At 48.1% G+C, this 24,646-nt stretch carries 21 protein-coding genes and 1 pseudogene; 7 read left to right on the top strand and 15 right to left on the bottom strand.

The genetic code is table 11. The features are described from left to right. Positions 1-40: 40 nt before the first annotated feature. From ACTHUT_RS01400 to ACTHUT_RS01375, 6 genes are all read right to left on the bottom strand, one after another. Positions 41-343: an ArsR/SmtB family transcription factor gene (locus ACTHUT_RS01400; protein WP_070625688.1), complete on the bottom strand. Its 303-nt coding sequence runs from the start codon at positions 341-343 to the stop codon at positions 41-43. 79 nt (positions 344-422) lie between these two features. Continuing rightward, positions 423-944: a rhodanese-like domain-containing protein gene (locus ACTHUT_RS01395; protein WP_440385777.1), complete on the bottom strand. Its 522-nt coding sequence runs from the start codon at positions 942-944 to the stop codon at positions 423-425. Positions 945-956: 12 nt separating this feature from the next. Beyond that, entirely contained in the window at positions 957-1,151 is a 195-nt protein-coding gene (locus tag ACTHUT_RS01390) for a YgaP family membrane protein (protein ID WP_003685761.1), read from the bottom strand. A gap of 465 nt (positions 1,152-1,616) precedes the next feature. Continuing rightward, complete coding sequence (locus ACTHUT_RS01385; RefSeq protein ID WP_440385778.1) at positions 1,617-3,713, bottom strand: TonB-dependent receptor plug domain-containing protein; 2,097 nt, start codon at positions 3,711-3,713, stop codon at positions 1,617-1,619. Positions 3,714-4,030: 317 nt separating this feature from the next. After that, a complete protein-coding gene (cls, locus tag ACTHUT_RS01380) occupies positions 4,031-5,524 on the bottom strand; it encodes a cardiolipin synthase (protein WP_293207900.1) in 1,494 nt (497 codons plus the stop codon). A 267-nt stretch (positions 5,525-5,791) separates the two neighbouring features. Then, positions 5,792-5,941, bottom strand: coding sequence for a hypothetical protein (locus ACTHUT_RS01375; RefSeq protein WP_349267146.1), 150 nt, complete (start codon positions 5,939-5,941; stop codon positions 5,792-5,794). A gap of 69 nt (positions 5,942-6,010) precedes the next feature. Here ACTHUT_RS01375 and ACTHUT_RS01370 point away from each other — a divergent pair, with 69 nt between their 5' ends. The 3 genes from ACTHUT_RS01370 (at position 6,011) to ACTHUT_RS01360 (ending at position 7,421) form a co-directional block, all read left to right on the top strand. After that, positions 6,011-6,505, top strand: a complete 495-nt coding sequence (locus ACTHUT_RS01370) for a hypothetical protein (RefSeq protein ID WP_440385779.1) — start codon at positions 6,011-6,013, stop codon at positions 6,503-6,505. 92 nt (positions 6,506-6,597) lie between these two features. Next, a complete protein-coding gene (locus ACTHUT_RS01365; RefSeq protein ID WP_440418663.1) occupies positions 6,598-6,900 on the top strand; it encodes a hypothetical protein in 303 nt (100 codons plus the stop codon). 2 nt (positions 6,901-6,902) lie between these two features. Beyond that, positions 6,903-7,421 (top strand): hypothetical protein, encoded by a 519-nt coding sequence (locus ACTHUT_RS01360; protein ID WP_440385780.1) that lies wholly within the window; start codon positions 6,903-6,905, stop codon positions 7,419-7,421. A 267-nt stretch (positions 7,422-7,688) separates the two neighbouring features. Here the strand turns inward: ACTHUT_RS01360 and hemE are convergent, their stop codons facing one another. The 8 genes and pseudogenes from hemE to ACTHUT_RS01320 form a co-directional block, all read right to left on the bottom strand. After that, the gene (gene hemE / locus ACTHUT_RS01355; RefSeq protein WP_070646024.1) at positions 7,689-8,750 is read right to left on the bottom strand and encodes a uroporphyrinogen decarboxylase; all 1,062 of its coding nucleotides are present in this window, start codon (positions 8,748-8,750) and stop codon (positions 7,689-7,691) included. 135 nt (positions 8,751-8,885) lie between these two features. Continuing rightward, positions 8,886-10,109, bottom strand: a complete 1,224-nt coding sequence (locus tag ACTHUT_RS01350; protein ID WP_440385781.1) for a heme biosynthesis protein HemY — start codon at positions 10,107-10,109, stop codon at positions 8,886-8,888. Then, the gene (locus tag ACTHUT_RS01345) at positions 10,106-11,380 is read right to left on the bottom strand and encodes a uroporphyrinogen-III C-methyltransferase (protein WP_440385857.1); all 1,275 of its coding nucleotides are present in this window, start codon (positions 11,378-11,380) and stop codon (positions 10,106-10,108) included. Before ACTHUT_RS01345 ends, ACTHUT_RS01350 begins: the two co-directional genes overlap by 4 nt. Positions 11,381-11,536: 156 nt before the next feature. Next, positions 11,537-12,232: pseudogene (locus ACTHUT_RS01340) on the bottom strand (uroporphyrinogen-III synthase); the annotation flags it as partial. Positions 12,233-12,305: 73 nt separating this feature from the next. Further along, entirely contained in the window at positions 12,306-13,082 is a 777-nt protein-coding gene (locus ACTHUT_RS01335) for a ferredoxin--NADP reductase (RefSeq protein WP_003746329.1), read from the bottom strand. A gap of 84 nt (positions 13,083-13,166) precedes the next feature. Then, positions 13,167-14,933, bottom strand: a complete 1,767-nt coding sequence (gene msbA / locus ACTHUT_RS01330) for a lipid A export permease/ATP-binding protein MsbA (RefSeq protein ID WP_036491179.1) — start codon at positions 14,931-14,933, stop codon at positions 13,167-13,169. Positions 14,934-15,160: 227 nt separating this feature from the next. Beyond that, positions 15,161-16,570: a threonine synthase gene (gene thrC, locus ACTHUT_RS01325; protein ID WP_440385782.1), complete on the bottom strand. Its 1,410-nt coding sequence runs from the start codon at positions 16,568-16,570 to the stop codon at positions 15,161-15,163. A gap of 86 nt (positions 16,571-16,656) precedes the next feature. Beyond that, positions 16,657-17,031, bottom strand: coding sequence for a hypothetical protein (locus tag ACTHUT_RS01320; RefSeq protein WP_440385783.1), 375 nt, complete (start codon positions 17,029-17,031; stop codon positions 16,657-16,659). A 151-nt stretch (positions 17,032-17,182) separates the two neighbouring features. Between ACTHUT_RS01320 and ACTHUT_RS01315 the strand changes: the two genes are divergently transcribed. The 4 genes from ACTHUT_RS01315 (at position 17,183) to ACTHUT_RS01300 (ending at position 21,921) form a co-directional block, all read left to right on the top strand. Continuing rightward, a complete protein-coding gene (locus ACTHUT_RS01315; protein WP_440385784.1) occupies positions 17,183-18,490 on the top strand; it encodes a replication-associated recombination protein A in 1,308 nt (435 codons plus the stop codon). 99 nt (positions 18,491-18,589) lie between these two features. Continuing rightward, positions 18,590-19,891: a hemolysin family protein gene (locus ACTHUT_RS01310; protein WP_440385785.1), complete on the top strand. Its 1,302-nt coding sequence runs from the start codon at positions 18,590-18,592 to the stop codon at positions 19,889-19,891. Between the two features lie 60 nt (positions 19,892-19,951). Then, entirely contained in the window at positions 19,952-20,755 is an 804-nt protein-coding gene (locus ACTHUT_RS01305; protein WP_070461720.1) for an RNA ligase family protein, read from the top strand. 32 nt (positions 20,756-20,787) lie between these two features. Continuing rightward, entirely contained in the window at positions 20,788-21,921 is a 1,134-nt protein-coding gene (locus ACTHUT_RS01300) for an AAA family ATPase (protein ID WP_440385786.1), read from the top strand. Between the two features lie 99 nt (positions 21,922-22,020). Here the strand turns inward: ACTHUT_RS01300 and ACTHUT_RS01295 are convergent, their stop codons facing one another. Continuing rightward, complete coding sequence (locus ACTHUT_RS01295; protein ID WP_440385787.1) at positions 22,021-24,465, bottom strand: TonB-dependent receptor; 2,445 nt, start codon at positions 24,463-24,465, stop codon at positions 22,021-22,023. Positions 24,466-24,646: the final 181 nt, after the last annotated feature.

The raw sequence follows: 24,646 nt of genomic DNA, 5'->3' as shown, positions 1-24,646 counted from the left end.
AAATGGATAGATTTTTTGACTATTTTATTTCGGCAACATTTCAAGATTTTTCTGCACAGAAAAAGGAATACAGCAACTGTATCATCTCGGTTACCCTCGGGTCGGCAATGTAATATTGCCGTTCCCGATGGTTTACTTCAAATGATACCAAACCGGCTTCGCGCAACAGGGCTAATTGGCTGGACATTGCCGCTTGCGGCAGTCCGGATGATTCAGCCAATTCGGTTACATTGTGCGGCCTTTCATGTAGTTTGCACAATACGGCGAGGCGGTTGGGATTTGCCAGAAGTTTGAGAAAAGCGCTGGCTTCTTCGTAGGGCGGTTGATTGTCGGCAGTGGTCATTTTTCACGCTTGTCGGCAAATGAGGAGGTCGAATTATCAGTCATAATGGCCTCAGCAGCAACTTTCAGACGGCCTTTGCTTAATGGTTCCATGGCATTTTGGCCAGCAGGCGTGCCATGCCGCAGAATCCGGTTAGTCCGGCCGTTAACAGGCCTGCGCCGACCATCACGTCTATCAGATAAAACCAAGGCGATACCAGCCAACCTGCCAGCACGCCCAACAGAATCAAACTGCCCGCTATGGTTTGCACCTGCCGCATGATGTCCGGTGCCGACTGGTCGGCAACAATAGGAAGTCCTACTGATTTCCATGCCAGTAAGCCGCCTTCTAGAATATAGCATTCGCGACCTTGGCTAAGTGCTGACAATATTGTTTCTGACCGTGTTGTACGTTTACCGCTCAGGCAATAAAAAATTAGGCATGGGGCCGTATCATCGGGCAGTTTGTCTCGCTGCTGTTCAGGCGGAAGGGATAATGCACCGCCAATATGTCCGCCCCGATATTCGGCTTGGCTTCGGATATCGACTGCCAACGCGCCCTCACGGATTTTTGCCATTGCTTCGGAAGGCGTAATTCGCGGGAGTTGTCCGACCGTACTCATGTTTTGCCTTCGTTATTTTTTGTTGATGCGGCAGGTGTTGATGCCCAATAAACTGTACAGCGCGCAGTTGCCAATCAGTGCTGTACCCAGGGGGATGATGCCCAGCCAACCCCACCAGCCAATTTGTCCGGTAGCGGCTGCAGCGATTAGTGCTACACCGATAACAATACGGATTACGCGATCCAAAGTACCCAAGTTTCGTTTCATTTTATTGCTCCTTGTTTAAGAATGGATTGTCTATAAATAAACACATATAATAAAAATCATATATGAGAAATATTATAGCTTTAAAGATGACTTTGTCAAATGGTTTACAGTAAAAGTGTAATGAATATTTGCATTGTATTTTTTAAACGCACAAATAGAATCAATCTCCAACGGTATGGTTAAATGTAAAAATACAGCCTGATATTTTCAGACGGCACTGGAGATGATCTATATAATATTTTATTTATATTGGAAGAATTGGTAGTCAGTTTTCAGAAGGAATCAAATCATGACCGATTTGGAAAAGAAGCCCAATGGAGAAGATTTGAAGACTGGATAATCCGTTGTGTAACTAGCAAGGGAGAGGAGATACTTTAAAATCAAATTGTCTACGAATTATAAAAGGCCGTCTGAAAATTGAATTTCAGACGGCCTTTTGGTTTCTTTATAACGTCGTTCGTATTATCAGAAACGATAGTTCACGCCCAAGGCAAACTCGCGGCCGCGTTCGTAGAAGGGCACGCGTCCGTTGCCGTCAGGGAAGCGTTGGCTGTGTGAACGGTATTGCTTGTTACCGATATTGTTGACGGCGAAGTTGACGTTCAGGTTGTCTTTTTTCAGCGGCTGCCAGTTGGCGTAGATGTCGTGTACGCCGTAACCGGCTTTCTTGCCGTGTATCGTGCCTTGTCCTCGGGCGACGTCGGTGTATTTCACGCTTTGGGCGTAGCGGCCGCGCCAGCCGATTTCGAGTTTGGGGTTTTCAAACTGATAAGACAGACCGGTCAGCCATTGGCGGCCGGTGTTCCAGAAGGTGAACGAGCTTTCGTGGTCTTCTGCTTGAATCGGGCTTTCGCCGTAGTACATTTCGCCATTCAGACGGGGTTTGACGTAGGACACGCCGGCGCGCGCGGTCAGACCACCCCAGCGGTAGGATGCGTCAAGTTCGTAGCCGTAGGTTTTGAGCGTGCCGCCGTTATAAATCTTGCCGCGTTCGGTGATGGAGGCGGTGTTGTTGTTGATTTTTGCCCAACGATAGACGATGAGGTCTTTGATGCGTTGGTGGAACACGCTGCCGCTGACGTTGAAGTTGTCGTTGCGCCATTTGAAGCCCAATTCGGCGCGGCGGGCGGTTTCGGCTTTGAGGTTGCTGTCCAAATCGGCGGCGGCACCTGCGCGTTCGTTAGCCAACAGGGCTTCGTTCAGGCGGGGCGCACGGCTTGCCTGATTGAGGTTTGCCAAGAGGGAGAAGTTGTCGTTGATGTCCCAAATCGCGCTGATGCTGGGGTTGAGCTGGCCGTGCGACGCGCTTTGTTTGCTGGCGGCGTTGTATTTGAAATGGTCGTAACGCAGGCCGGTGGTCAGGGTAACGGGGTGCAGGTTCCAAATGCCTTCCGCGTACACGCCGTATTCGGCTTTTTTCTCTTTGTCGCGGTCATACAGGCCGAGAATCTTCAGCCACGCGCCTTTGTCGGAAGGCTCTGAGGTTTCGTGGCGGTAGTTGACGCCGTATTTCACCATGTGTCCGTCGCCGAAAGAGCTGGCGAGGTTCAGGTTAGCGCCGGTCGCTTTGATTTTGCTTAACTCAAGTTTGCCGATAGGAACGCCGCCTTGCGCAGTGCCGGAAGCTTGGGCTTTTGGAGAAGGGGCGCCTTTGGGCGGTTTGGTGTCGTCGGTATTGATTTGGAAGACGTTGGCATCGATTTTGTCGATGAAGCCGACATTGCGGCCGCGGTATTCCAGATTGTAGGTTTGTTCTTTTTGATAAGTGCCGTCCACGCCGATGTAGCTGTCAACGTTTTGGAACTCGGCTTTGTCGGTGCGGTTGCCTTTTTGGTATTCCTGACGGTAGGTTAGGCGGATGCCGTGGTCGTCGTTGAAATCGTAGCCGAGTTTGGCGAGGTAGCTGTGCTGTTTCAGACGACTGCCGAGGTTGACATTGCCGTTGCCATCTTTGTAGTCACGGTTGTTGAGGAAGTTGCCTGCAAACAGGGCATCGAAGCCGTTTTGATAGCCGTAAACCGCTGCGCTGCCGGTTGAGCCTTTATTGCTGCTCAAGCCTGCGCCCAGTTTGAAACCGAAAGGTTTGCCGTCGGTCAGCAGGTCTTTTGCGTCAACCGTTGTTACGCGGATGGTACCGCCGACCGCACCCAAACCCGCGCTCGCCGCACCCGTGCCTTTTTCGACGTTGATGCTTTTCACCAAAGCAGGATCAAGCTGGAAGCGGCTTTGGTGGTGGAAGATTTTTGTGGATTGGCTGGTGTTGTCGACTTCTAGGTTAATTTTGTCTTCACCAACGCCGCGGATGCTGTAAAACTGCGCTACGCCGTTGCCGCCGCCGACATCCATACCGATTTGATCTTTCATGACTTGTTTCAAATCGGTCGAAGTTTCGCGGTCGAGCTGGTTGCGGGTTACACGAGTCGGTACGGCAGTACCGGTGACCTTAATTTCATTCAGCTCGGCAGTTTCTGCGGGTTGCAAATTTTCGGCATGAGCGAAGCTTGTTGATAATGCGAGTGTAATGATACTAAGGCGGAATACAGGAGAGTAGACCTTATTCATGATTTTTCCTAAGTAAAAAATTGACTGCTTATTCTAATTGTTATAATAATGATTATCAAATTCTTAATGGATATTAATAAATATATTCTGTTTTATTCCAGTCTCAAATTAATAGGATTTTTATAAAAATCAATTAGTTTATATTTTAGTTAAATTTGGTAAAGATTCTTTGGTTGGGAAATGGGTTGAGTCTTACTTTTTCCGAGAGGGAGAGAAAGGATAGCTTGAATATCCGTCAATAAAGAATTTTATCTATCAGTGTTTTATTTAAAAGGCCGTCTGAAAAATATTTTTCAGACGGCCTAAATATTTATGTTTTACAACAAAGGGCTCATTAGACGGACGGCATTTTCCACAAGGCCGCGGAGTTTGGAGCGTTGTTGCCATGATTTGATGGCAATGTAGCTGCTGCTTTTAAGGTAGCTGCGCTGTAGGTGGCAGATTTGTTTGGTGGTATCGCGATCGTAGATGGCGAGGCTGATTTCGAGGTTGAGGAAGAAGCTGCGCATGTCCATGTTGACCGTGCCGAAGAGGGAGTAGTCTTCGTCAATGGTCATGGTTTTGGCATGTAAGAGCCCACCTTCAAACATGGCAATTTTGACCCCGGCTTCCAGCAACATAGGGTAGTAGGCGCGTGAGGCGTAGCGTACCATCAGTGAATCGACTTTGGCTGGCAGTATCAGGGTCACTTTGACGCCGCGTTTGGCGGCAACGGTTAATGCCATGAGAAGCGGCTCGTCGGGGACAAAGTAGGGAGTGGTAATCGTGATTTGTTTGGTGGCGGCATAGATGGCGCTGATGATGGTTTCGTAGATGACAAAGCTGCCTTGCTCGGGAGCGGATGGAATGATTTGGGCAACAATATCGCCTTGCTGCATTTTTTCAGGAAGGATTTGGGGCAGCAGGCTTTGGGCTTGATTGAGGTATGTTTGTACGTTTTGGAGGTTTTCATCGGTTTCGACGGCGAGGTCGGCGAAGAAGACGGCAGACAGTTCCAAAACCATAGGCCCTGTACAGCGCATCATGACATCGACCCATTCTCCGACCCCGGAGTTTTGTTTGAAATAGCGCGGGTCGACGAGGTTGAAGCTGCCGGTGTAACCGATTTTGCTGTCGATAACGAGGATTTTGCGGTGGTTGCGCAGGTCGGTGCGCGTGAATAATGTACGCCAAATACCGACAGGTAATGAGGTATGTACTTCAACGCCTGCTTGGCGCAGTATCTCTACCCAATCGCTTTCAAAAAAACTCCTGCTGCCGACGGCATCGGCCAGAATGGCGCAGTCAACGCCTCGATCTGCGGCGGCAAGAATTTCATTTAAAATTTCTTCGATGCGGCCTTTTGGCTCGATAATGTAAAAAGCCAGCAGGCAGGAGTGGGTTGCGGCGCGTATGTCTGCGAGCATGCTGTCGATGATGGCATCGGTGGTGGAGAGCAGACTCATGGCGTTGCCTTTGGTGGCACCCAGCCCCGTTCCTTTTTCGGCAACTTTACTGATGCCGTGGTAACGTGATTTGACTTGGTCGGCAATGTCGAGATAGATATCGGCTAGATGGGTGGCGGCAAAGTTGCGGTAGAAGCGGTTCATTTCGCCGGTACGTTTGGCGCGGGCGGTGCCGAGACGAGGCTCGCCGATAAGGATGTAGGCGATGGTTCCGAATACGGGGAAAAGGAATAGGATAATCAGCCAGGCAAAGGTTGAGCCGATGTTTTTTTGTTTGTACAACACGCGCAGCATACAGACGAGTGCGGCGCAGGTGTGGGCGAAGATGAAAATTTCGGTCCAGGTGATGTCTTTTAAAAAATTCATATTCGGTAGCGGGAGTGGATGTGTTTTTAAGTTTGAAGGTGTCAGCTGATAAGCTTCAGATATTAAGTATATAGAAAAACCGTCTGAAAACAAATTTACACGATAATCGTGTTTTTGCTTTCAGACGGCCTTTAGGTCTTGTTTTTCGTCGGTTTTGAGGTGTTAAACCACTAAACAATACAGTCAATGCTGCACCTGTGGGCAGGTCGATCAGTACGAGGGGAAAGAATGCTGTAGAGTCGAAGGTTGTCAGCTCGTGCAACACGGTTAACATAGCAACGGAAACGTGTATACTGAATAAGCAGTTGCTGCCTTGGTCAACTGCCAATCAATGACCTGCTCTAATTTCAATAGTGGGAAACGATCGATGTGTTTGGCAATCATGGCCTGTGCAATTTGTTGGAAGAAGGTACTCATGAGAAATCCCCTAAATGTCTTGGGTCGGAATTTAGGGGATTTTTGGGAATTTTGTAAAGGTCTCAAATAATGAAATTAACGAAATATCCTTATAATTCCATAAGAGAGTTAGAGGACTATTTACTAAATACTTATCAAAAATATATTATTCTAAGAGAGGAAGGAAAGGAGATTTATCGATGTTTTATTCTTTCTTTTCACAAAGAATTCAATATAGGTATTGGATTAGCTGTTTCCTGTATAAGTATTTCCCCAAAAGTATTAATATTTGGTGATAAAAATATTTTTATCGGATTTGATTCAGTCGTTTTTTGTATTTCTATACAAAAATTAGAAGTTAATATGATAAATATAGATGGAATAGTTTTTGATATTTATTTATTGGAGAATCAAAAAATTTGTATTATTCATGAGTTGGGTGCAATTATTACAGATAAAAACTTAACAAGAGAGAATTTAGTATCTACCGATATAATATCAGAATGGAAAATAGATAAAATTAATAAGTTAATTATATTAACAGAATTAGACTCTGAAAAAATAATTTCTCTAAATTATGATTGAGGATGCTTGGTTATTTAAGATATTCTCCTCATTATGCAATGTGGGTTGGCTGAAAACTAGGAAACTGTTTCAGACGACCTTTATTTATCAGCTTGAGTGGCGGCGACACTACCTATGCTAACTCTAATAGACGGCCATTTTATAGGCCAGTTGAAAATAGCCGTTCTATTTTTTCAATAACTCCAAATGAATTAAAAGTTATTTTACAAAGTAGAAATACGATATCCTCTCCAGTAACAGCCATCCCTGGCGGTCAGTTTGTCCGTGTAGTCGATACTGGTAAGAATATTGGTATAACTAGTTTGAAGGAAGGAGGAACACCAACTAGATATATTAAGATATTTACTGACAAAATGGGAAATTTAATCACAACATATCCAGTGAAAGGGCAGTAATTATGCAAAAAAAAATAATACTTTCTTTAAAAGAAAAAATAGAGGGTATAGGTAATAATGTAGATCATATCTTACTCGCAACTTTAATTCTTAAATGGTTACATGATTATCCTAGTTTAGAGAAAGAATTTTTAGATCACCATTCAAATATTTCTAAATTTATGAATATAGAAATTTTAGATATCCCTAATTATCCAATAAAAAAATCACTAATTAGTTTTTACGATTTAAAATCTCTTAAACGGCAAATAGATATTTCCATGCAAAGAAATAAATCATATATTTATCAATCGCTACAAAATTTTTTAGAGAATTTATTTATTATTCAAGAACCAGATATGGAATGTAATATTTGCCATGGCACCTATGGTTTTGATTTATGGAAGGAAATAGAGACTAATAGATTAGTTTATTGCTGCAAAACATGTGCATTCTCAGAATATGTTAATGGGGAATTTAGAAATAATGAAAATCACCTTACCATTCCAACAAATGATGATTTGAGTTTATTGAATACATAATTAATAGAATAAGTTATAGAAAACCATGTTTATTCATCATGAGAAGCTTATGACTGAATTAAATCTTGTTTTAGATAACCTCAACTTGTTGCAAACTAGAAAAGGAGAATAACCATGAATCATGAGCAATCCGTAGCCCATATGAAATCTAAACTCAACAAGTAGGATGTATGTGGAACGCACGCATGCGGTTCTCAGGGTTTGAGCTAAGAGGCCGTCTGAAACAACAAATACGGTTTCAGACGGCCTTTTACGTTACGCGCTCAATCAAGCGTGATACTGACGGGACAATTCGTGTACGGTATCGACCAAGATTTTGGCGTGTTCCGGATTGGCGTGTTGGTTGATGCCGTGCCCGAGGTTGAATACATGGCCGCTGCCATTGCCGTAGTCGGCAAGGATGCGTGCGACTTCGGTGCGGATAGATTCCGGTGTGCCAAAGAGGGCGAACGGATCAAAATTGCCTTGCAGGGCAACTTGTTCGCCGACGCGACGGCGGGCTTCGCCGATGTTACAGGTCCAGTCCAAGCCTAATGCGTCTGCGCCGATTTCTGCCATGCTTTCCAGCCATAAGCCGCCGCCTTTCGCAAATACGATAACAGGCACGCGGCGGCCTTCGCTTTCGCGTTTGAGTCCGGCAACGATTTGTCGGATGTACTTCAGGCTGAACTCTTTAAACGCTGCATCGCTCAACACGCCGCCCCAAGTGTCGAAAATTTGTACGGCTTGTGCGCCGGCATCGATTTGGGCGTTGAGATAAGCGGTAACGGCTTGAGCATTGGTGTCGAGGATTTTATGCAGCAAATCAGGACGCGAATACATCATGGTTTTGATGGTGCGGAATTCTTTGCTGCTGCCGCCTTCAACCATGTAGCAGGCGAGTGTGAACGGGCTGCCGGAGAAGCCGATCAGCGGAACTCGGCCGTCCAGTGCTTTACGGATAGAAGTTACGGCATCAAAGACGTATTGCAGTTTTTCCATGTCGGGAACCTGCAGTTTTGCAATGTCGGCTTCGTGTTGCAAAGCGCGTTCAAATTTTGGGCCTTCGCCTTCGGCAAAATACAGGCCCAAACCCATGGCATCGGGAACGGTCAGAATATCGGAAAACAGAATTGCTGCGTCCAGATCAAAACGTTCTAAAGGCTGGATGGTAACTTCGGTTGCCAGCTCGGTGTTTTTGCACAAATCGAGAAAGCTGCCTGCGCATGCGCGCGTGGCTTTGTATTCAGGCAGATAGCGTCCGGCTTGGCGCATCATCCAGATGGGTGTGTATTCGACAGGCTGTTTGAGCAGGGCGCGGAGGAAAGTGTCGTTTTTCAGAGCAGTCATGATAAATAGGCTTTCTGATTTGGTGTGTTGGACAAAGTTCAGACGGCCTTAGATATGTATTGAGGCCGTCTGAAATGATTAAATGGTTGGTTCTGTTGTAGATTTCATACTGTCGCTTAATACAAAATCAGCACATCAATTTGGTTGAGGAAGGGCTGCCGGATGTTCTTCTTCGGCCACGCTTTCCAAAACCAGATTGCGTTGTTCTTGCGCTTTTTGCGGTTGGTCGGTTTCATCAAACACGCGCGCTAGGACCAAATGTGCGGATACGCTGGGTTGCAGGGCGATGCTGGCTTCGAGGTAGCCTTGGGCTTTGCCCCAAAGTTTGCGTCCGTAAGCCAGTTGGCCAAGATACATCAACAGCGGTGCATTGTCGGGTTGTTCCTGCAGCCAAGAGTCTGCCAAGTCGATGGCTTTTTGTTGCTCTCGTTCGCTCAAGAAACGCACGGATTCGACAAAAGCTTCCAAAAGCTCGGGCTGGCGGTTTTGCGGATAATGGGTTTTTACCCATTTGACCGCTTCGGCATACAAGCCCAAACGCTCGTATTTCTCGGCAATCGCAACGCACAATTCGCCAGATTTCACGTTTTCGGGAATCTGTTTCAAACAGGCTTTCAGACGGCCTGCATCGGTTACTTCGCTCAAGAGGCGGCGATATGCCCAGTTTTGATACTGTTCTGCTTCGTAATCGTTGATGGCGCCGGCTTTGACCAGTTTTTCCGCTTTTGCCAAGACATCTGAAGCATCGCCGTGATCAAAGGCATAACGCAATTGCAGGCGCACCAGGCGGCTTAAGTTGCCGTTGATTTTGGCTGCGGCTTCAAGATTTTGTGCGGCGGTCGGATAATCGCGGCGGCCCAGTGCAGATTCGGCCAGCAAAAGATGACGGGAAAGCTGTTGTTTTTGCGGAAGGTGTTCGATTTCGTGCAGGTAGCGGTCGCGCAGTTCGAAGTTTTCCATTTGGTCGGCCGCGTGCGCGCCCAACATCAAAGCCAGGGTGCGGTTATCGCCTGCTTCTTTGTTTTGCAAGACTTTGGCGGCTTCTTGTTCGGCTTTTTCAAAACGGCCTTCAAAATATGCCAGACCTGCGCTGTTCAAAGAGGCAGAAGCCTGACGGCCTTTGCGGGCAATGCCGAAGCGTTGCATACGCGCCGGAAGGTTCAAGAGGCCGAACACGAATTTAATCAGGAAATACAAGACGAATACGCTCAACAGCAGGCCTAAAACAAAGGCATGCAGATTGATGCGCAGCATGGTTTGCTCAACCACGACATACACATTGCCTGTATAAATGCCGGAAGCCAACGCTAAACCGACGGCGGCAGCAAACAGAATGACAATCCAAACGACGGTTTTCATGCTTGCTCTCCTTTAATTTTGGCAGCAGGCTTGGTTTGGTTTTGTGGTTTGGCAGCTTCGGCAGCCGGTTCTTTTTTGTTTTCAGACGGCAAGGCAGGTGCTTCCAGAGATTGAGGGGCAGAAGCGGCGGCCGGTGCGGCAGTTGTGGCTTGCTCGGTAGCTGCCGCCGCCGGAGCGGAAGCGGTTTTCTCGGCGGCTTCGGTTTGTGCAGTTTCTTCGGCTGTCATTTGTGTACGCGAACCTTCTTGATAAGCGCGAACGGCACTCAAGCTGGCTTTCAGGCTGTCGTCTGAAATCATGCGGACATCAAGGGCTTTGAGTTCGGCCAACTCTTTCAGCCATGACTGGGTAGCAGGGGATTTGCTGTCGAAGTATTGTTTTACGGTTGCTTCAACGTTGTTCAAATCGCTTTGATACACTTCGCCGTTGTGTTGCAACAGGGCAATGCGCGCATCCAAAAGGCGCAGGCGCAGGTTTTCGCGGATGAAGTAGGTTTGTTCGGGTGAAATCAACATGGCGTCGTTGCTGTCCAGATGACGGACTTCAACCAAGCCTTTGAGGGCATTGAGGGATTTTTCCCATGTGTTTTCCCACCAAGTTCCTGAATGGGCGGTTTCGACAGGCGCGGCACCCGGTTTCAATACGCCGTCCAAGACCAAAGGCAGGCCGGAAATGGCGGTTTCCAAACGGTCGATACGCAGGGCGGTAGCGGAAATATCGACATAAGGACGGTTTTTCAGCGCGGCCAAATCATTGCTGATGGCTTGTTTGACGGGGATAAGCTCGGGCTGGTCAAAACGGCTCAGGCGGCTGTCGATGTGTTCCAATACGCTGACCGCGCCTTGGAGGTTGCCTGACAGCATCAATTGTTGCGAAGCTGTGTTCAACATGGATTCGGCTTCGTCAACCAGCCAGTTGACACGGCCTTTGAGCAGCTCTTGATAAGCTTTTTGCGTTTGCAGAATTTGATCGCTATTGCTTTTTTGACCGTTGTTCAAGCGGTCTAACTCGGCCTGAATAGCGGTTTGGCGGTTGAGGTTGTCTTTTAAAAGGCTGGCATTTTCAGACTCGCCCAACGCAGCTTTGTCGATTTTTTGATTGAATTCGAGCTCTTGGTTTTTTAAAACATTTTGACCCTGTACAAACAGGAATCCGCTCGCGCCCAAGCCAAGCAGTGCCAAGACGGTTGCACCTGCGGCCAAGGCTTTGCCGCCGGATTGTTTGATGATAACAGGGGCGTTGTTTTGTGGGAGATTGTTGGACTCGGGCATGCTCGCCTCCACTCGCTGAGGTTGGGTAGGTTTGATTGGTTCAGACGGCCTGGTGTTTTCAGAACGTTCAGGCGCCGGCGCTGCCGTATTGGCAACTTGTCGGGTATCTTTATTGTCTTCGACTTGGGTCACTGCTTGGCTCCTTTGTGGCATGGATGAAAGTGCAGCGGATAAAGAAGTGACGGTTTCTACATGTTTGGCGCCGACGATGCGAAGTGCATCGGCAATGCGCGGGTGGTGGGTAAAGTATAGCAAGGATTCGAAGAATCGGGAAAATTGCGGCGGAATCTGATGGAAAAATTCGCGTGCAAGTTCGCCGGATGTAACGTAGGCGGCGGCGATGTCTTCAGTTTTAAAGTGCTGCCAATCGATGGCGTGTGGCCGTCTGAAATAGATTTCGGCGAAGTCGATTTGAAAACCCAGTGCGCTTAATTTGTCTGCCAAATAATCGCGGCCGCCATGACCTCGAATAATGAGAACTCGGGCGTTGGGCGGCAGGTTTTTCCAAATAGGCATTCTCAAGACGGCTTCGCTGTCGTTGCCGTCTTCGGGGGAGAATACGGGATAGGGGGAGAATTGCGCCAAAGTATGTTGACTGGTTTGGCCGACGGTAATGTGTGCTTTGGGGCCGTCTGAAAAGTTCAGGTGCGGCGCTGCGGTTTCAATAGCGGTCGGGCTGACCCAAAACACGACATCGGCTTGCTTGAATTGTTCGGGAAGTTTGTTTAGTGCCGAACGGTCTGCCTCTATTTCAATCGGACTCAATACTTGAGCCTGCCAACCGGCTGCATGGCAGGTTTGGATATCTTGTTGCGGACGGTTGGACGGACGGATAATGAGTAGAGTAGGCATAATGTGAGATAAATTATTAAGGTTTTAGGCCGTCTGAAAGAAGGGTTTCAGACGGCCTGTTGCCGGGGATACGTTATTGATCGACGAATGCGCGCTCAATCAGGTAGTCGCCGCGGACACCAGTTTTCGGAGAAACGGTCAGGCCGAATTCGTCCAAGACGTTGCAGGTGTCTTTCAACATGGCAGGGCTGCCGCACAACATGGCGCGGTCGTCTTGCGGATTGATTTTAGGCAGGCCGATGTCTTCAAAGAGTTTGCCGCTGCGCATCAAATCGGTCAGACGGCCATGGTGTACATAGTCTTCGCGTGAAACAATCGGGTAGTAAATCAATTTTTCTTTAACCAAATCGCCCAGGTATTCGTGTTCGGGCAATTCTTTGGTAAAGCGGTCGTAGTATGCCAAGTCTTTTTTGTAGCGCACGCCGTGAACCAAGATGATTTTTTCGAATTGCTCGTAAATTTCAGGGTCTTTGGTAATGCTCAAGAAAGGGGCGATGCCGGTACCGGTGCTCAAGAGGTAGAGGTGTTTGCCCGGATTCAAATCGCCGGCAACCAGAGTACCGGTCGGTTTTTTACTGATGAGGACATCATCGCCGACTTTAAGGTGTTGCAGGCGGCTGGTCAAGGGGCCGTCTTGTACTTTAATGCTGAAAAATTCCAGATGCTCTTCCCAGTTGGCAGAAGCCACGCTGTATGCGCGCATCAGCGGTTTGCCGTCAACCATCAGGCCGACCATGACGAATTGGCCGTTTTCAAAGCGCAAAGATTCGTCACGGGTGCAGGTGAAAGTGAAGTAAGCGTCGGTCCAGTGATGTACGGACAAGACTTTCTGGGTATTGAATGCTGCCATTGATATTTCCTGTCGGATAAGGCCGTCTGAAAAGGATAAGTCGGGGCGGCCGAGGTTAATAAAAAGAGTGGAATACGGCTTCAGCTACTTGCTCGCCGGTACGGCTGATTTTTCGCTGAGGCTGTGCAGGTCGGCATAGCGTCCGCCTGCGCTGATTAATTCTTGGTGTGTGCCTTGTTCGACGACATTGCCTTCATGCATGACAACGATGTTGTCGGCTTTTTCGATGGTAGAAAGTCGGTGGGCAATCACCAAAGTGGTACGGTTTTGCATCAGGTTTTCCAATGCGGTTTGTACCAAACGTTCGGATTCATTATCCAATGCGCTGGTGGCTTCGTCCAAAATTAAAATCGGCGCGTTTTTCAAAAGCGCACGCGCGATGGCGAGGCGTTGACGTTGGCCGCCGGACAGTTTTAAACCGTTTTCGCCAACTTCAGTGTGCAGGCCTTGTGGCATTTTTTGGATAAATTCCCAAGCATTGGCTGCTTTTGCGGCATTAATAATTTCTTCTTCGCTGAATTTGTCAGCTTGTGCATAGGCAATGTTTTCAGCAATCGTACCATTAAACAGGACAACGTTTTGGCTGACGAATGCCATGCGGCTGCGCAAGCTTTCGAGCGTATATTCATTGATGTTGATGCCGCCGATCAAAACTTCGCCTTCATTGGGATTAAGGAAGCGCGGCAACATATTGGCCAAGGTGGTTTTGCCGCAACCCGATGCGCCGACCAATGCAGTCACTTTGCCTTGTGGGACAAGCAGGTTGATATGGTTCAAACTGTTGCGTTCGGCTTCGGGATAACGGTGTACAACATCGCAAAATTCGATATCGCCAGGGTTTGGGCTGAGGGTTTGTTTGCCTTCGTTGCTTTCTTCGGGCTGGTCCAAAAAGGTGAAGACGCTTTCAGCCGCCGCCAAACCGCGCTGCAGGGATTGCATCACGCCGGTCATGCGTTTGATGGGGTCAAACATCATGATCATGCTGGACAAAAACGACATAAAATCGCCTGCACTAAAGCCGGAAAGCCCTGCTTGGCGGGCGGCTGCGTAAATAATCGCAGCCAGTGCAACCGAAGCCATTAATTGCGTAATGCCGGTACCGGCAGAGCTGGCGGAAACCTGTTTGAGCAGGTTGCGGCGAACATCATTGGCAATACGGTCGAAGCGGCGGTTTTCATAATCTTGGCCGCCGTAGATTTTTACAACGCGTTCGCCATTAATGCTTTCGCCCAAGACCTGCATCAGCTGGCCAAGATAAATTTGGTTGTTGGCAGACAGTTTGCGCAGGCGTTTGCTGACTGTTTGGATACATACAGCAACAACCGGCAAGATGATAAAAGTAATCAGGGTCAAACGCCAGTTCAGATAAGTCAGCAAGCCCAACAGGCCGACTACGCTCACGCCGTCTTTGGCAATCACGGTAATGACGTTAAACCCTGCATCGGTAATTTGATTGACGTCGTTCAAGATACGAGACATCAAACGGCCGCCGGTATTGCTGCTGAAATACGAAGTCGGCAGGTGCATCATTTTGTTGAACATTTCACCGCGCAAGCGCTGCACCAAGTGGCTGGACAGATACGTCGTGCAATATTCGTTGATGAAGTTAAACAGGCCGCGAACGAAAAATAGCGCCACAATTGCCAGCGGCAACCATGACATGCTTTTCATGTTTTTATCGACAAAACCTTCATTGATCAAAGGTTTGAGCAAGTAACCGAAAGCCGGCATCGTACCGGCGACAATCAGCATGGCCACTACGGAGACGATAAACATCTTCCAATAGCTTTTCAAATATCCAAGCAAGCGCTTGTATAGCTCCCAGTTGGATGTGGCTTGTGTTGTCTGCATATCAATCCAAATTTAGAGCAAACATGCAATTCTAAACGAAAATATCTGTCATTACAATGTTTGCAATTGAAAGTCAAAAGGAGTTGGTATTGTTTTAACGCCTTGATTTTATATGATAACGACTGTAATGCGGTGGGGTTGGCAATAACGCTGCCTACTTCTCAAATACCAGTTGTGGCCGTCTGAAAAAGTTTCAGACGGCCTCTTCAGTCATCAAAGACAGCCGATTAAGCCAGAGCTTCCTTAATGATGTCTTTCACTGCCGTCGCATTATTAGGGACAACACGGACCCGTTGCGGCAGATTTTCCAAGCCTTCCAATGCGGCAGGGCGGGGGATGGAAACTTCGCCGACCGCTTCATGGATGGTGGCTTCAAATTTGGCGGCCAGTGCGGTTTCGAGGCAGATGATGGTTTCGCCGGCTTCGCGGACTTCACGGGCAACTTTGACGCCATCGGCTGTATGCGGATCAATCAATTCATGATCTTGCTCGTAAACCTGTTTGATGGTGGCAAGGCGGTTGGCATGGGTTGATTTGCCGGAAACAAAGCCATATTGTTGATGTACTTTGTTTAAGGCAAATTCCAAATTGAAACCTTTGCCGGAGGCTACTTCCGCCCATAAGGTTTGGATTTCGTCCGCATCGCGGTCCATTAGGTCAAACACAAAACGCTCGAAGTTGGAGGCCTTGGAAATGTCCATGGACGGGCTGGAAGTAACGTGGGTGTGTTCGCTGTTGCGCGGACGGTATGCGCCGGTTTTGAAAAATTCGTCCAATACGTCGTTTTCGTTGGTGGCAACAATCAAGCGGTGGATGGGCAGGCCCATTTGACGGGCGATATGGCCGGCGCAGACATTGCCGAAGTTGCCGCTTGGTACGCAGAAGCTGACTTTTTCGTCATTGTTTGACGTGGCGTTGAAATAACCGGCAAAGTAGTACACGACTTGGGCGACGATACGGCCCCAGTTGATGGAGTTGACTGTGCCGATATGGTATTTGGCTTTGAATTCGGCATCGTTTTGTACTGCTTTGACGATGTCTTGGCAGTCGTCAAACATGCCTTCAACGGCGATGTTGTGGATGTTGGCATCTTGCAGGCTGAACATTTGCGCGCGTTGGAATGCGCTCATTTTGCCTTCCGGAGACAGCATGAAGACGTTGACGCCTTTTTTACCGCGCAGGGCGTATTCGGCGGCAGAGCCGGTATCGCCGCTGGTGGCGCCTAAGATATTGAGTTCTTTGCCTTCTTTGTTCAATACATATTCAAACGCATTGCCCAAGAATTGCATGGCCATGTCTTTGAATGCCAAAGTCGGGCCGTTGGAGAGGGCTTGGATTTTGATGCCGTCTGAAAGTGTGCGCACCGGAGTAATGGCTTTGGTACCGAATACTTCTTCGGTGTAGGTGCGGTTGATGATGTCGCGTAAATCATCAGCAGGGATGTCGGTGGCAAACAGGCTCATGACTTCAAACGCCAGCTTGGGGTAGTTGAGTGTGCGCCATTGGTCTAAAGTAGCACGGTCGATTTGAGGGTATTGCTCAGGCAGCATCAAACCGCCGTCAGGAGCCAAACCCATCAATAAAACTTCGCTAAATTGCTTGCGTGCGGTCGCACCGCGGGTGCTGATGTATTTCATGGTTTCTTCTCTATGTATTTAAAATTCAAATAGAAAGTCAAAACGAATTCAGACGGCATTGATGTGAAAAAAGGCCGTCTGAATGATTATTTGTAGAGTCGTTTGAAGCAGGCGGTAACCGTTTTTGCGGTAACGGAAGCAATGGCCTGCTCGCGAGTTGCCGGACTCAATACCTGCATCATTTCGGTTGCAGTCAATTGGTTTGGCGCTTCTTCGCTGGCGCAGCCGCAGATTTTATTTTCCCATTCGGCTTGTTTTTCCGTGCTCATGGCCAAAGCAATGACGCGCCATTCGTTACGTTTGTTCAATTCGGTACGGCATTGGCTGTCTACCGCCATTTTCACTACGCTGCTGCCGATACCCGTACCGCTGCCCAAACCGCCGAAAGAGTCGCCACCGGTAGCGCATGCACCCAATAAGAAAGCTGATGTAACAGCTGCCAAAAGAGCTTTTGAAGTCATGATGTTTCCTGTAAACAAGGCCGTCTGAAACGCCTGAAGAGTTCTCAAAATAGCATGTATTATACCGTAATGCGGCCAGATATGTGTGTTTGCGAAACTACCGTATAATGCTAGCGAGTTTTCTTTTCAATCAATCAGCACGAAAGCCGCTATGTCCGACCTTTTTGCACGCCAACCCGAAGCCCCTTTAGCTGAACGCCTGCGCCCGCATTCTTTAGACGAAGTCATCGGGCAGCAGCACTTAATCGGCGAGGGCAAACCTTTGCGCGTGGCGGTGGAAGGTGGAAAGCCGCATTCTATGTTGCTGTGGGGGCCACCAGGCGTAGGCAAAACCACGCTGGCACGGATTTTGGCGCAGAGTTTCAATGCGCAGTTTCTGCCTGTTTCCGCCGTATTTTCAGGTGTGAAAGACATACGCGAGGCTATTGAAAAGGCTGAAATTGCCCTGCAACAAGGGCGAGCAACGATTTTGTTTGTTGACGAGGTACACCGCTTCAACAAAGCGCAACAGGACGCATTTTTGCCTTATGTCGAAAGCGGCTTATTAACCTTTATTGGCGCTACCACGGAAAACCCGTCATTTGAAGTCAATCCGGCATTGCTCAGCAGGGCGCAGGTTTATGTCTTGCAATCTTTGTCTTCAGACGACCTAAAAAAGCTGATTGCCAAAGTGTTGGCCTTGCCCGAATACCAAGATTTTACGATTGAAGCCGATGCGCAAGAATTGCTTGTGAATACCGCAGATGGCGATGCGCGCAGATTGTTGAATTTATTGGAACAACTTTTACGTGCTGCCGATACACGCCGTCTGAAAACCTTAACCGCCGAATTCCTCGCCGATAGTTTGGGTGCGCAAATCCGCCGTTTTGATAAGGGTGGCGAGAGTTTCTACAATCAAATTTCCGCATTGCACAAATCCGTGCGTGGTTCGCATCCGAATGCCGCGCTGTATTGGTTTTGCCGTATGCTCGACGGCGGCACCGACCCGCGCTATCTCGCCCGCCGCATTGTCCGCATGGCATGGGAAGATATCGGCTTGGCCGATCCGCGTGCCTTAACGATTGCCAATGATGCCGCCGCAACTTATGAGCGCTTAGGCTCGCCGGAAGGAGAGCTTGCTTTGGCGCAAGCCGTGTTGTACCTTGCCGCCGCCGCCAAATCCAATGCAGGCTATAAGGCATACAACCAAATGCGCCGTTTCGTCAAAGAAAACGCCAGCGACGAAGTGCCCGTCCACCTGCGCAATGCGCCGACCAAGTTGATGAAAGAATTGGGTTACGGACGCGAATACCGCTATGCCCACGACGAACCAAACGCCTACGCCGCCGGTGAAAGCTATATGCCCGACGGCTTGGACGAACCCGACTTCTACCAACCCGTCCCGCGCGGATTGGAAATCAAAATTGGCGAAAAGCTGAAATGGCTGAAATCCTTGGATGAAGATGCTTTAGATGGTTGAAGCGATAAATACACATAACATTAATCACGGAATAAATTAAATTTTTCAGACGGCCTTTGATGTCTGAATGTTTCCAACCTATACCACACATAATTTTTTATGAATATTCTCGAAGCCTTACTATTATTGTGCCTGCTGATTGTCATTAGCGCGTTTGTATCCTGTTCCGAACTCGCGCTGGCTTCGGCGCGCAAAATCAAATTGCAAGTCATGGCTAAAGACGGCGGCGATACACGCGCGCTGGATGTGCTCAATATGCAGCAGCAACCGGGCAGTTTTATTACCGTCGTCCAAATCGGTTTGAACGCCGTCGCCATTCTTGCCGGTATCGTCGGAGAGGCGGCGGTGCGCCCCTATTTTGACGGCTTGTTGGCAAACGCTGGCAGTTGGGGCAGTACGGCTGCGTCGCTGCTGACATTTACGTTGGTAACAGGCAGCTTTATCCTGATTGCCGACCTGATGCCCAAGCGCGTAGCGATGACCCACCCTGAAGCGGTGGCGGTACGCATTGTGCGGCCAATGATGTTTTTAATTTTTATCTTAAAGCCGTTTATTTTGATTTTTGACGGATTGGCAAACGCAATATTCAAGCTCTTCAAAATTTCCACCGTCCGTCAGGAGCAACTGACCTCGGAAGACATTTACGCCGTCGTCGATGCCGGTGCGCAGGCTGGTGTGTTGAAAGAACAAGAACACTATCTGATTGAAAACATTTTCGATATGCAAGAGCGCACGGTTACTTCCACCATGAGCACGCGCGAATACATTGTCTATTTTGATAAAAACGACAACAGCGATACCGTGTTGGAAATGATGTCCGACAAACCGCACAACAAATTCCTCGTATGCGACGGCGATTTGGAACGCGTCATCGGCTACATCGAATCACATACGCTGCTTACCTTGTTTTTAAAAGAAAAAGATGTCCGCTTGACTGACAAACGCGTGTTGCGTAAAGCATTGTTCATCCCCGACACACTGTCGCTTTATGATGTATTGGAGACCTTCAAGACTTCCGGCGAAGACTTTGCCGTAGTGGTGAACGAATACGCGCTGGTAGTTGGTGTGGTAACGCTGAAAGATGTGATGAGCATTGTGATGGGTGAGCTGGTTAATACCGAAGAAGAGCCGCAAATCATCCGCCGTACCGAAGATACATGGTTAGTGGACGGCGCGACCCCGCTCGCCGATGTTATGCGTGCGCTGGATATCGAAGAGTTTCCCGATTCGGAAAACTACGAAACCATCGCCGGCTTTATGATGTATTCCCTGCGCAAAATCCCGAAGCGCACGGATTTCCTGGTTTATGCCGGTTATAAGTTTGAAATCATCGATACTGAGAATCTAAAAGTTGACCAACTCTTGGTTTCCAAACAAGAAAATGTGGTGGGGAAAATGTAACCAGTCGCTGGGAACGCTTGAAAAGAAAATTAAAAAAATAAATAAAAAGGAAAAAATATTATGACGACAACCGAACCTCAAAAATACGCCCGCAGCCTGCACGCGCCCATCAGCCTCGGCACAACCTCTGACGACCGTTTTATGCCGCGTGGCTTTCTTTCATATTTTGCCGAGCTGCCGAAGTTGGTTTTAACCGAAAAATTAGATGGACAAAACAACTGTTTTGCCGCACACGGCCTCTATGCCCGTAGCCATACTGCGCCTACCCAGCATCCGTGGGATAAACCTTTGCTGCAACGATGGCAGCAAATCAAAGATGATTTGGGCGATCTCGAACTTTTTGGCGAGAATATGTACGGCATTCATTCGATTGCCTATTCTCAATTGGAAAGCTATTTTTATCTATTCGCCGTCCGTCGTGGCGGACATTGGCTTTCATGGGAAGAGGTTAAATTTTATGCGCAGCTGTTTGATTTTCCGACTGTGCCAGAAATTCCCATTATGCAGCCTCTTGCAGATTTCACTCAAAAATACGCCAATGAAGATATTGCTTTAGCGCAATGGCTGGCCGCTAATTTGGGAGAGTCGTGGACGGAGAGCGTACAAACTGCCGGCAAACTTGGCGGCTACGATCCGAATACAGGAGCAGCATGCAGCGAAGGTTTTGTTATCCGTAACGCCGCTGATTTTGCCACCAACAACGGCAACCTATCTGTTCAATCCAATGAATTCGACAACCTTTTCAAATTGGTACGAGCCAAACACGTTAAAACCGATGTTCATTGGACGAAAACTTGGAAGCCTGCCCGTCTTATTGATTACGACAAATACCATTGGCAAAGCTGGCAGTTTCAGACGGCCTGAAGTCCAATTATCCAATAATAAGAAAGACAATTATGTGGACATTCCCATATTACATACCCGGTCAACTTCCTGATTGGCAAGCATTAGAACGTCGTTTCAGCTGGTTTGCCGATATGAAGGATGTTCCGCAAGACCCTGAGTGGCATGCCGAAGGCGATGTATTTACGCATACCAAAATGGTGTGCGAAGCCCTTTTGAAACTGCCCGAGTTTCAAGCGCTTGATGAACAGGAGCAACATATTCTGTTTGCTGCCGCCATGCTGCATGATGTGGAAAAACGCAGTACGACCAAGCGTGAAATAGAAAACGGCAAAGAGCGTATCGTTTCGCCGCATCACGCAAAAAAAGGCGAGCATACCGCCCGTACTTTACTGTATACCGAACTTGCCGCTCCGTTTGCCGTAAGAGAAGCAATCGCTAAACTTGTACGTTTGCACGGATTGCCCTTATGGGCGATTAACAAGCCTAATCCTGAGCGAGCCGTCATAGCAGCCAGTTTGCAGGTTAACACTGCGTATCTTGCCATGCTTGCTAAAGCCGATGTTTTAGGCCGTATATGCTGCGATCAACAGGATATTTTGCTGCGCATTGATTTGTTTCGTGAACTCTGTGAAGAAAATGCTTGTTGGGGCAAGGCGCGTACTTTTGCCAGCGACTACGGACGCTATCTCTATCTTAACGGCCGTAGCGAAATGCCGGATTATCAGCCATTTGATGATCGGACCTTTGATGTATACGCCATGTGCGCCATAGCAGGTAGCGGCAAAGACAGTTACATCAGGCAACATCTTGCCCATTTACCCATGCTGTCGCTGGATGAGATTCGCCGTGAGCGCAAACTTGATCCCGCAGATTCCAAACATACTGCCGAAGCAGTGCGTTTGGGTAAAGAGCAGGCAAAAGAATACCTGCGAGCCCGTACGTCATTTGTCTTTAATGCGACCAATCTTAACCGCGATCTGCGCAGCAAATGGCTGCCGATGTTTGCCGATTACGGTGCACGCGTGCATCTCATTTATTTGGAAGTGCCTTACACGCAATTACTATCGCAAAACCGTAACCGCGAACATTCTGTGCCGAATGATGTGTTGCACCGCATGATAGAAAAGCTGGAAATCCCTGATTACAGTGAAGCGCATACAGTGGATTTTGTGGTTTCTTCTTAACAGGTAAAAGGCTTGTAATCAGGCCGTCTGAAAATCAAATAATCAAAAAAGAAAACCGGATTTCCATCAACTGGGAATCCGGTTTGTTTTATTTTCAACTTAGAACGTCAGCCTTACACCAGCGCGGACGGAGCGGCCCGGCAATGGTGCGATATATTTGAGCATGGAGTTTTGCGGTCTTGCGGTACGGTTGGCAAGGTTGCGTGCATCGAGGAACCATTCGGCTGTCGATTTTCCGTGTTTGGTGGTATGGCTCATGTACATATCCCACATGGTATAGCCGCCCAAAACAGGCTCTTTGTAGTGGGCAGCCATGTGGCCTGTATGTTTGGCTGGGCGGTAGCGTGTCAGGCTGGTGCCCAGTTGCCAGTTGCCTTTATTCCATGTCAGGCCTGCGCCGTAGCGGGATACGGGCATATTGGGCATGTAATAGCCGTTGTTGCGGACACGGTTGCCATTGCCTAATGTGCTGTTGCGCTCGTCGTCCAAATCAGCGCGGTTGTGTACGAAGTCGCCAAACAGGCGGGCTTCCAATGTGCCGTATTTATTCAGGTCAAACCATTGGTTTACCTCCAATTCCACGCCGTGAAGCTGGGTGTCGCCGGAGCGCCAGTATTTGGTTGGTAGGCGTTGGCCGCCGTCATGTGCGGCATCTACGAGGAAGGTGTAGTCTTTAAATTGGGTTTTATACCAGCTTGCACGGAAGCGGCCGTCTTTCCAACCGATTTCGCCGTTTACCTCCCAAGTGCCTGCTGTTTCCGGACGCAGTACGTCTACTCCCCAGTGTGATTCTGAAGCCATCAGGGCATAGTGATCGCCACCTGCATACAACTCGTTGACTTCAGGGGCACGTTGTGAACGGCTATATCGTGCGCCCAGTTTTAAGAAGTCAAACAAATCTACGCCTAAGCCTGCATGATAGTGGTTTAAGCTGTATTTCAGACGGCCTCTCTCTTCCAATCCTTTAACGGTCGAGCTGTTGCGTCCAGGTTTGTAATCGCCGATGTCGACCGAGTGACGGACTTCGCCATGTCGCCAACCCAAAGACGCATTCCAGTTTTTCCACTTAAAGTTTTCCAAAGCGAAAATGCCGTATTCTTTGCTGTCTGTATCGGGCAGGTAGGCATAGTTTCCGGTGCGTTTGCCGTTGATGCCTGAAGATTCGGTGCTGCGCTGTTTCCAATCTGCGCCCAATGTACCTTTCAGCCAAGAACCTGCTTTGTGGTTGAACTCCAAACGGCTTTGGAAAGTTTTGCTGTCCAAAGTTTGCATTTTGGTGTCTCCCAAGTATTCGGATGTTGGGTTTTGCGTATAGGCGGCTTGGAATTTGATGTTTTCAATCCATGGCGTCAATGGACGGTACATGGCTTCTGCCTGCCAACGGGTTTGTTGAGCGCGTACGGAAGCGTATTCGCGTGCCGGTGCTTTGTGGGTACCGCCGTGGTGGTGGCCTGATTCGGCAAAATTGTAATAGCCAAAGCCTGCAATACCGGATTTGCTCAAGAAGCGGCTGACGGATACGCCTGCATAGCTGCGTTCACCGATATGGCTTAGGCCGAAAGCAAAGTTTTGATTGCTCAGATGGCTGTTTTTCAGACGGCCTTTTTCAACAGGCATATCATCTTTCATGGCATTGATGACTTTATTTCTAAAGTTTGGACTGCCGTCATAAAGCGGATTTTCTACCCAATCGCCCCAAAACGGTTTGTTTAATTTGTACAATTCAGATTCGTCAGGTTCCGAGCCGTCGTTATAGCGTTTCCATAGTTCAATGAAAGCCGGAATGTCTTTTGTGACATAACGGTAATAGCCTTTGTTTAAGGTTTCGGTAATGTCGGGCGTAACCTGACATGCCCACATCAGGCGAGAGCTATAAATATTGGCATGATCGTAGCAGGCAGCAGGTTTGGAATCTCCCGGAATACGGTAATCATTGGCATTAGTGTCCGCCCCCGACAAATGCCAAGCTACATTGCCGACCTTGCCGTTTAATTTGAACGCTGTGACACGCGGCGTATTGTAGCCGCCGCTGACTTCGACTTTGCCGTTTAAATCTTTTTCAGGCACTTCTGTGGCGATCACGCCGGTATCGACATCAACTGCGCCGCCAATCGCATTGCCGCCATACAAGACTGCTGCCGATGATTTTAAAACGGTAATCTTTTCCGCCATAAACGGATTAACCATCAGCGGTAAATCGGGGCTGACAGAAGCAGCATCCGAAATACCCAAACCATTTTCACTGACATATACGCGCGAGCCGCTCAAGCTGCGGATTTGCGGTACGCCGGTATTGGGGCCGTAAGCATTGTTTTGAACGCCGGAGACTTGTTCCACAGTCTGTCCGAGCGATACGGCGCGTTTTGTTTTTAAATCGTTTGTAGTTAAAACTTCTCCATCTGTTAGATAGTCTTTTGCGCCAGGCTGCAAACGCCAGTTACTTGAAGGCGCATTGCCGACAACTTTGACTTCAGGTATATCTACTTGAGGAAGCTCTTCCGCAAATGACTGGCCTGAGAAAACAGCCAAAATGGCGCATAACATTTTATTTTTGTTACATAAAAATTGTTGTTTCACCGCTTATCCTTTATTGATATCACATTACGAAAGGTGTCATGATATATCTTTTCTACGGTAATTATTATGAATAAACATGTCTATTTTAATTAGTTTTGATTATTATCAATAATTATAAATACTGGTAAAATTTAGTATAGACTAATTA

Source organism: Neisseria sp. P0022.S010, assembly GCF_051956635.1.
Note: the sequence above shows the minus strand (reverse complement) of the source record. Positions and strands in the feature narration are given on the sequence as shown.

Bases quoted from the DNA above. Each gene is read 5' to 3' on its own strand.
- cls (WP_293207900.1), bottom strand. From the start codon at position 5,524: ATGAATTTTTTAAAAGACATCACCTGGACCGAAATTTTCATCTTCGCC.
- hemE (WP_070646024.1), bottom strand. From the start codon at position 8,750: ATGACTGCTCTGAAAAACGACACTTTCCTCCGCGCCCTGCTCAAACAG.
- ACTHUT_RS01360 (WP_440385780.1), top strand. From the start codon at position 6,903: ATGCAAAAAAAAATAATACTTTCTTTAAAAGAAAAAATAGAGGGTATA.
- ACTHUT_RS01350 (WP_440385781.1), bottom strand. From the start codon at position 10,109: ATGAAAACCGTCGTTTGGATTGTCATTCTGTTTGCTGCCGCCGTCGGT.
- ACTHUT_RS01335 (WP_003746329.1), bottom strand. From the start codon at position 13,082: ATGGCAGCATTCAATACCCAGAAAGTCTTGTCCGTACATCACTGGACC.
- msbA (WP_036491179.1), bottom strand. From the start codon at position 14,933: ATGCAGACAACACAAGCCACATCCAACTGGGAGCTATACAAGCGCTTG.
- ACTHUT_RS01345 (WP_440385857.1), bottom strand. From the start codon at position 11,380: ATGCCCGAGTCCAACAATCTCCCACAAAACAACGCCCCTGTTATCATC.
- ACTHUT_RS01400 (WP_070625688.1), bottom strand. From the start codon at position 343: ATGACCACTGCCGACAATCAACCGCCCTACGAAGAAGCCAGCGCTTTT.
- thrC (WP_440385782.1), bottom strand. From the start codon at position 16,570: ATGAAATACATCAGCACCCGCGGTGCGACCGCACGCAAGCAATTTAGC.
- ACTHUT_RS01390 (WP_003685761.1), bottom strand. From the start codon at position 1,151: ATGAAACGAAACTTGGGTACTTTGGATCGCGTAATCCGTATTGTTATC.
- ACTHUT_RS01375 (WP_349267146.1), bottom strand. From the start codon at position 5,941: ATGAGTACCTTCTTCCAACAAATTGCACAGGCCATGATTGCCAAACAC.
- ACTHUT_RS01315 (WP_440385784.1), top strand. From the start codon at position 17,183: ATGTCCGACCTTTTTGCACGCCAACCCGAAGCCCCTTTAGCTGAACGC.
- ACTHUT_RS01395 (WP_440385777.1), bottom strand. From the start codon at position 944: ATGAGTACGGTCGGACAACTCCCGCGAATTACGCCTTCCGAAGCAATG.
- ACTHUT_RS01385 (WP_440385778.1), bottom strand. From the start codon at position 3,713: ATGAATAAGGTCTACTCTCCTGTATTCCGCCTTAGTATCATTACACTC.
- ACTHUT_RS01305 (WP_070461720.1), top strand. From the start codon at position 19,952: ATGACGACAACCGAACCTCAAAAATACGCCCGCAGCCTGCACGCGCCC.
- ACTHUT_RS01310 (WP_440385785.1), top strand. From the start codon at position 18,590: ATGAATATTCTCGAAGCCTTACTATTATTGTGCCTGCTGATTGTCATT.
- ACTHUT_RS01320 (WP_440385783.1), bottom strand. From the start codon at position 17,031: ATGACTTCAAAAGCTCTTTTGGCAGCTGTTACATCAGCTTTCTTATTG.
- ACTHUT_RS01300 (WP_440385786.1), top strand. From the start codon at position 20,788: ATGTGGACATTCCCATATTACATACCCGGTCAACTTCCTGATTGGCAA.
- ACTHUT_RS01295 (WP_440385787.1), bottom strand. From the start codon at position 24,465: ATGTTATGCGCCATTTTGGCTGTTTTCTCAGGCCAGTCATTTGCGGAA.
- ACTHUT_RS01370 (WP_440385779.1), top strand. From the start codon at position 6,011: ATGAAATTAACGAAATATCCTTATAATTCCATAAGAGAGTTAGAGGAC.